The sequence below is a fragment of the Arthrobacter sp. NPDC056493 genome (assembly GCF_042795115.1).
Lineage (GTDB): Bacteria > Actinomycetota > Actinomycetes > Actinomycetales > Micrococcaceae > Arthrobacter.
Genome location: NZ_JBHTSL010000030.1, coordinates 52,631 through 59,696, shown reverse-complemented (window position 1 = coordinate 59,696; position 7,066 = coordinate 52,631). Strand labels below are relative to the sequence as shown.

The 7,066-nt window shown below is 65.7% G+C and carries 8 protein-coding genes; 2 read left to right on the top strand and 6 right to left on the bottom strand.

What is annotated here, in order from left to right; genetic code table 11:
- Positions 1 to 12: 12 nt before the first annotated feature.
- The 6 genes from ACFQ50_RS13510 to ACFQ50_RS13485 form a co-directional block, all read right to left on the bottom strand.
- Positions 13 to 345: a metal-sulfur cluster assembly factor gene (locus tag ACFQ50_RS13510; RefSeq protein WP_102973549.1), complete on the bottom strand. Its 333-nt coding sequence runs from the start codon at positions 343 to 345 to the stop codon at positions 13 to 15.
- 16 nt (positions 346 to 361) lie between these two features.
- On the bottom strand, positions 362 to 1,150 hold the full coding sequence (gene sufC / locus ACFQ50_RS13505; RefSeq protein WP_331571291.1) for a Fe-S cluster assembly ATPase SufC: 789 nt from the start codon (positions 1,148 to 1,150) through the stop codon (positions 362 to 364).
- A 109-nt stretch (positions 1,151 to 1,259) separates the two neighbouring features.
- The gene (locus ACFQ50_RS13500; RefSeq protein WP_377996054.1) at positions 1,260 to 1,619 is read right to left on the bottom strand and encodes a non-heme iron oxygenase ferredoxin subunit; all 360 of its coding nucleotides are present in this window, start codon (positions 1,617 to 1,619) and stop codon (positions 1,260 to 1,262) included.
- 55 nt (positions 1,620 to 1,674) lie between these two features.
- Positions 1,675 to 2,916, bottom strand: coding sequence for a Fe-S cluster assembly protein SufD (sufD, locus tag ACFQ50_RS13495; protein WP_377996053.1), 1,242 nt, complete (start codon positions 2,914 to 2,916; stop codon positions 1,675 to 1,677).
- The gene (gene sufB, locus ACFQ50_RS13490) at positions 2,916 to 4,379 is read right to left on the bottom strand and encodes a Fe-S cluster assembly protein SufB (RefSeq protein WP_236803307.1); all 1,464 of its coding nucleotides are present in this window, start codon (positions 4,377 to 4,379) and stop codon (positions 2,916 to 2,918) included. The genes sufD and sufB overlap by 1 nt, the downstream gene beginning before the upstream one ends.
- Positions 4,379 to 5,230, bottom strand: coding sequence for a helix-turn-helix transcriptional regulator (locus ACFQ50_RS13485; protein WP_377996052.1), 852 nt, complete (start codon positions 5,228 to 5,230; stop codon positions 4,379 to 4,381). The genes sufB and ACFQ50_RS13485 overlap by 1 nt, the downstream gene beginning before the upstream one ends.
- A 106-nt stretch (positions 5,231 to 5,336) precedes the next feature.
- Here ACFQ50_RS13485 and ACFQ50_RS13480 point away from each other — a divergent pair, with 106 nt between their 5' ends.
- Positions 5,337 to 6,305, top strand: a complete 969-nt coding sequence (locus ACFQ50_RS13480; RefSeq protein ID WP_377996051.1) for an ABC transporter ATP-binding protein — start codon at positions 5,337 to 5,339, stop codon at positions 6,303 to 6,305.
- Complete coding sequence (locus ACFQ50_RS13475) at positions 6,302 to 7,060, top strand: ABC transporter permease (protein ID WP_377996050.1); 759 nt, start codon at positions 6,302 to 6,304, stop codon at positions 7,058 to 7,060. The genes ACFQ50_RS13480 and ACFQ50_RS13475 overlap by 4 nt, the downstream gene beginning before the upstream one ends.
- The last annotated feature ends 6 nt before the right edge of the window (positions 7,061 to 7,066 follow it).

The window sequence follows — 7,066 nt, the reverse complement described above, 5'->3', positions numbered from 1 at the left end:
GTCGTACTTTATTTAGATGTTGAAGCCGAGGGCCCGCATCTGATCTTTGCCGTCGTCGGTGATCCGTTCGGGACCCCATGGCGGCATCCATACCCAGTTCAGGCGCCAGTCGTCCACGACGCCGTCAAGCGCCTTGCCGACCTGCTCCTCGAGCACGTCGGTCAGCGGACAGGCGGCCGTGGTGAGGGTCATGTCGATCAGCAGGGCGCCGTCGTCCTCCGAGTACTTGAGGCCGTACAGCAGGCCCAGGTCCACGATGTTCACCCCAAGTTCGGGGTCGATGACGTCCTTGAGCGCCTCTTCGACATCCTCCAGCCCGGTGCGGGCTGCGTCGATTTCGGTCATGGTCAGTCAGTCCTAACTAGGCCTGGACCGCTGCGGCAGCCGTGGCTGATCCGGCACCCGCGGCGTAGCGGTCGTAGCCTTCTTCTTCCAGGCGGTCGGCGAGTTCCGGGCCGCCCTCTTCCACAACCTGGCCGTTGACGAACACGTGCACGAAGTCAGGCTTGATGTAGCGCAGGATGCGGGTGTAGTGGGTGATGAGCAGCGTGCCCATGTTGCCGGTGGCGTGTGCGCGGTTGACGCCTTCGGAGACGACCTTGAGGGCGTCGACGTCCAGGCCGGAGTCGGTCTCGTCGAGCACGGCGAACTTCGGCTTGAAGAGCTCCAGCTGCAGGATCTCCACGCGCTTCTTCTCGCCGCCGGAGAAGCCTTCGTTGACATTGCGCTGGGCGAAGTCGGCGTCGATGCGCAGCTGCTGCATGGCGGCCTTGACGTCCTTGGTCCAGGTGCGCAGTGCCGGGGCTTCGCCGTCGATGGCGGTCTTGGCGGTCCGCAGGAAGTTGGTCATGGTGACACCGGGAACCTCCACCGGGTACTGCATGGCCAGGAAGACGCCTGCGCGGGCGCGCTCGTCAACGCTCATGGCCAGCACGTCTTCGCCGTCCAGCGTGATGGTACCGCGGGTGACGTTGTAGCGCGGGTGGCCGGCGATCGTGGACGCCAGGGTGGACTTGCCGGAACCGTTGGGGCCCATGATGGCGTGGGTCTCACCGGTGCGGATGGTCAGGCTGACGCCCTTCAGGATCTCCTTGGTGCCCTGCTCGGTGTCGATGCTGACGTGCAGGTCCTTGATCTCAAGAGTAGACATGTGTCTTGTTCTCCTCTGCACCGTGCCGTTCTGTCGGCGGTGCGGTCTTTGGTCTGGAAGTTGTTAAGTTCTGGTACAGGCCCGTTTGGGCTTCACGCTGGGCTGCGGATTAAGTGAAGTTCGGCGTTTCGGCGCCGTTCAGGACGTTGGTGAAGTCCACGTAGACGTCGTCTCCCTGGATCTCCACCGCGAACACCGGAACGGGGTCGTAGGCCGGCAGCTGCAGGGGTTCGCCGGTGCGCAGGTCGAACTGGGAGCCGTGCCCCCAGCACTCGATGGCGCAGCCTTCCACCTCGCCCTCCGAGAGCGAGATGTCGGCGTGCGAGCAGGTGTCACCGATTGCGTGGATTTCTCCCATGGAGTCCTTGACGATCGCGACCGGGTAGTCGTCGATCAGGATCCGCAGGGCCTGCTTGAGCTGGATCTCGTTCGCCTTGCAGACGAGTTCGCCCTTTGGCTGTTCAGTCATCCGTTGTCCTGTGCTGTTGTTTCCGGCCGGTTGGGCCGGGCCTGGTTCCGTACGGTCAGTTCTCGTTGGCGGCGAGCTCGCGCTCGACTTCCTCGGTCAGGCGCTCTTCGAGTGCCGGAACCTTGATCTGCTGGATGATCTCGTTGAGGAAGCCGCGCACCACGAGGCGCCGGGCCACATCTTCGGGAATGCCGCGGGCCATCAGGTAGAACAGGTGCTCGTCGTCGAAACGTCCCGTGGAGCTGGCGTGGCCGGCACCCTCGATGAGACCCGTCTCGATCTCGAGGTTGGGCACGGAGTCCGCACGGCAGCCATCGGTGAGCACCAGGTTCTGGTTCTTCTCGTACGAGTCGGTGCCCAGCGCCTGCTTCTGGATCAGCACGTCGCCCACCCAGACGGTGTGCGCGTTCTTGCCCTGCAGGGCGCCCTTGTAGAGCACGTTGGACTTGCAGTTGGCCACGTTGTGGTCAACGAAGGACCGGTGCTCCAGGTGCTGGCCGGCGTCGGCGAAGTAGAGGCCCAGCAGCTCGGCCTCGGCGCCCTCACCGGAGAAACGGACGTTGGAGTTCAGGCGCACCACGGAACCGCCCAGCGAAACGGCGATGTGCTTGTAGACGGCGTCCTTGCCCACTTGGGCGTCGTGCTGGCCCAGGTGACGGGCGTCGTCTTCCCAGAGCTGCACGGAGATCACCGTGAGGTGCGCACCGTCGCCGACGATCACTTCCAGGTTTCCGTTGTGGTCCGCCGCGCCCGTGTGTTCCACGATGACGACGCTGCGGGAGTTGGCGCCGGCTTCCAGCACGAAATGTGCGTTGGAGCGGCGGCCTGCGCCCGCGCCGTCGATCAGGATGCGGGCCGGCTCAGCCGGTTCGGCGTTGGCCGGGATGACCACGTGCAGGGCCTCGTCCGTGTTGGCGGAGGCGACGACGGCGGCCCGGTCGGCGGGGGTCAGGACGGTGCCGCGCGGGGCGGCTCCCTGTGCCAGGCTGCCGCGGACGTAGCCTTCGGGGGCTTCCACGGTGAGCGCGGCCGCGGCCTCGTCCGTCGCGGCGTCGGAGAACAGGTTGGCCAGTCCGCGGACCGGGGTGAAGCGCCATTCCTCTTCACGGCCGGTGGGCAGTGCGAAGTCGGCGACGTCGAAGCTCGTGAGCCGCTCGGCGCGCGAGGACATGACGGTGACGCCATGGTTGTGGCTGTGGTCTACCTTAGCGGCGACCAGCCCCTCGCCTTCCTCGGTGAAACCTGCGATGGAAGGCGCTCCGATGCGGGCCTTTTCAGTAGTAATTTCGGCAGTCATTAACCGACGGATCCTTCCATCTGGAGTTCAATGAGGCGGTTCAGCTCGAGGGCGTATTCCATCGGCAGCTCGCGGGCGATCGGCTCGATGAAGCCGCGCACGATCATGGCCATGGCTTCGTCTTCGCGCATGCCGCGGGACATGAGGTAGAAGAGCTGCTCCTCGGAAACGCGCGAGACGGTTGCCTCGTGCCCCAGCTGCACGTCATCCTCGCGGATGTCGATGTACGGGTAGGTGTCCGAGCGGCTGATGGTGTCCACCAGCAGCGCGTCGCAGCGCACCGTGTTCGCGGAGTGCTTGGCACCCTCGCGGATCTGGACCAGGCCGCGGTAAGCCGCGCGTCCACCACCGCGGGCAACGGACTTGGAGATGATCGAGCTCTTGGTGTTCGGCGCAATGTGCACCATCTTGGAGCCGGTGTCCTGGTGCTGGCCCTCGCCGGCGAACGCGATGGACAGGGTCTCGCCCTTGGCGTGCTCGCCCGTCAGGTACACGGCCGGGTACTTCATGGTGACCTTGGAGCCGATGTTGCCATCGATCCACTCCATGGTGCCGCCCTCTTCGCAGATGGCGCGCTTGGTCACGAGGTTGTACACGTTGTTGGACCAGTTCTGGATGGTGGTGTAGCGGACGCGGGCGCCCTTCTTGACCACGATCTCGACGACGGCGGAGTGCAGCGAGTCCGAGGTGTAGATCGGCGCGGTGCAGCCTTCGATGTAGTGGACGTAGGAGTCCTCGTCGGCGATGATCAGGGTGCGCTCGAACTGGCCCATGTTTTCCGTGTTGATGCGGAAGTAGGCCTGCAGCGGGATGTCGACGTGCACGCCCTTGGGCACGTACACGAAGGAACCGCCGGACCACACGGCAGTGTTCAGCGACGCGAATTTGTTGTCGCCCACCGGGATGATGGTGCCGAAGTATTCCTGGAAGATCTCCGGGTGCTCGCGCAGCGCGGTGTCCGTGTCCAGGAAGATGACGCCCTGGGCCTCAAGGTCCTCGCGGATCTGGTGGTAGACAACCTCGGACTCGTACTGGGCTGCCACACCGGAGACCAGGCGGCTGCGCTCAGCTTCCGGGATGCCGAGCTTCTCGTACGTGTTGCGGATGTCCTCGGGCAGGTCCTCCCAGGAAGCGGCCTGCTTCTCGGTGGAACGCACGAAGTACTTGATGTTGTCGAAGTCGATGCCGGAGAGGTCAGCACCCCAGGTGGGCATGGGCTTGCGGTCGAAGTACTTCAGACCCTTGAGGCGCAGGTCCAGCATCCATTCCGGCTCGCTCTTCTTTGCCGAGATGTCGCGGACCACGTCCTCGTTGAGGCCGCGGCGGGCGTTAGCGCCGACGTCGTTCTTGTCGGCCCAGCCGTACTCATAGGTTCCGATGCCGTGGAGCTCGGGATTCTTTTCCAGAATCTCCGCGATCACACCAGGCTCGGCAACCTTCTTCTCTGATAGTTGGTCCGTCATCACGGCCTTTCTTGCAGATGGTTGGATACTTCGTCCAGGTTGTCCGGTGCCCTATCGGCTGTTGCCAGTGTGACGGCCGGACGGCCTGTGGGTATATGGGTGGTGCAGACGTGTCCCCCGCGGGCGAGCGTGGAAAGCCTGCGGACATCGACACCAACGAGGCGCGAAAACATTTCGGTTTCCGCGTCGCAGAACACGGGAAACTGGGTGGCCAGCTGCTGGATGGGGCAATGGCCCTGGCACAGCTGGACGCTGGACAGTGCTGCGGGCAGCGGAGCTTTGGCTTCAATGGTGGCGGTGGAAGCAACAAAGCCGTCCCGGGACAGGGCGGCGGACAGGGCCTGCGCGCGGGCGGTGATGTCCGTTCCGGCCGCGTCCACCTCGGGGGCGTAGCGGCGTTCCATCTCCGCGAAACGCTCGACGGCGAACTGGCGGACGGTTTCATCGCCCGCCACCGCGCCGAGCTGCTTGAGCGCCAGGGTGGCAATATTCAGGTAGTCGTCGCCCAATGAGGACTGGCCCTGGGAGCTGAGGACGTAGCGGCGGGCAGGGCGGCCGGCACCGGCGCCTGCGCGGGCCACTCGCTTGACCTCGATCACGCCCGCGCGGGACAGGTGGTCCAGGTGGCGGCGGACGGCGGCCGGGGTGAACCCGAGCAGGTCGCCCAGTTCCGCGGCGCTGACCGGCCCGTGTTCCAGGACGGCACTGAGGACGCGGTCGCGCGTGCGCTCGTCGGCGTCGGCCGCGGTCGGCACGGAGGCCAGGGCAGCACGTTTTCCACCGCGCAGCGCACCCGCGGGCGCGCCCTGCCCGGCCAAGGGCGCGGGAGTGGTGTTGGTCATGGAATACACAACACAATCATGTCGTAATTTATTGCGGCCTTCCAGTAAGGCAAGGCTGACCTGTGCGCAGCACCCGCCTCCAGCGTGACAGTACTACTTCACGTAGAATATTGGGGTGCGATCCCCCAAATCCCCCGTATTGACCATCGACGGGCTCATCAAGGACGTCGGTCCACTCCCCAGCCTCGATGGCAAGACGCTCAGGGTTGTGAGCGACGTCTCACTCGTCGCCGGCCGCGGCGAGGTTACGGCGCTGCTTGGAGCCAACGGTGCCGGCAAGACTACCACCATCGAATGCGCCCAGGGGCTCCAGAAGCGGACGGGTGGATCTATTACGCTGCTCGGCGCCGATCCCGGCACCGCCGGTGCGGAACTGCGCGCCCGCGTCGGCGTCATGCTCCAGGACGGCGGCCTCCCGCCGTCGGCCCGTCCCATTCCCCTGCTTCGGCACATTGCCGGCATGTACAGCAATCCCAGGCCGCTGGATGAGCTGGTGCAGCGGCTGGGCATCGACACGTTCAGCAGGACCAACGTCCGCCGGCTGTCTGGCGGACAGAAGCAACGGCTGGCCCTCGCGGCCGCCCTGATCGGCAACCCGGAGGTCCTGTTCCTGGACGAGCCGAGCGCCGGCCTGGACCCGCAGTCCCGCCAGCTGGTCTTCGAACTGATTGCCGAACTCCGGGACGGCGGGATGGGGATCATCCTCACGACCCACCTTATGGATGACGCACAGCGGCTGGCCGATTATGTGTACATCATCGACGCCGGCAGGAATGTTGCGGAGGGCACCGTTGCCCAGTTGCTCCAGCACAACATGCCGGAGGCGCCCCACAGGGACCACGTCCGGACGCTGCACTTCGAGGCACTGCCCGGGCTGGACTTCACCGGCGTGCTTCCTGCCGAGATCGAGATCCGCGAGACGCGTTCCGGCAGCTACACGGCCACCGGGGCACTGACCCCCGAGGATCTTGCCGCGCTGACCGCCTGGTGGGCACACCACGGCATCATGCCGGGCTCACTGAGCATGGAGGCCCGGAGCCTCGAAGACGTGTTCCTTGACATTTCCGGAAGGGAAATCCGATGACGACAGCCACGGGCAGCGCACCCGCTCCCCTGCTCCGCCGGATCCTGCTGCAGGGCAAATACGAGGCCACCACCATGCTCCGGAACGGCGAGCAGCTGATCCTCGCAGTGGTCCTGCCGCTCCTTGCCCTGATCGGGCTGACGGTCACCCCGCTCCTCGACGGCATCGGGGACAGCCGGGTCAACGTTGCCGTCCCCGGCATCCTCGCGCTCTGCGCCATGTCCACCGCGTTCACCGGACAGGGCATCGCGACGGGCTTTGACCGCCGGTACGGCGTGCTGCGGTTCCTGTCCACCACGCCCCTGGGCCGTGCCGGCCTCATCGCAGGGAAGATCCTTGCGGTCCTGGCGGTGCTCGTGATCCAGGTGGTCATCGTCGCCGCCGTAGCCTTTCCGCTGGGATGGCGGCCCAATGCGCTGGGGATTCTGCCCGGTCTGGGCCTGCTGGTCCTGGGTGCGGCGGCGTTCACGGCACTTGGCCTGCTGGTGGCTGGCACCGTCCGGCCCGAGGCCACGCTGGCCATCACCAACCTGCTGTGGATCCTGCTGGGGGCACTCGGCGGCATCGTGATCCCCATGCAGCGGCTGCCGGAACTCGCCCAGAATACCGTTCACCTGCTGCCGTCCGGGTCCCTTGGCGAGGGGTTGCGCGACGCGTTCCTGCACGGCGCCGTGAACGGCAACGCTGTCCTTGTCCTGCTGATGTGGACGGTTCTCGCCGGCGCAGCAGCCATCCGCTGGTTCAAATGGAATTGAGAATAA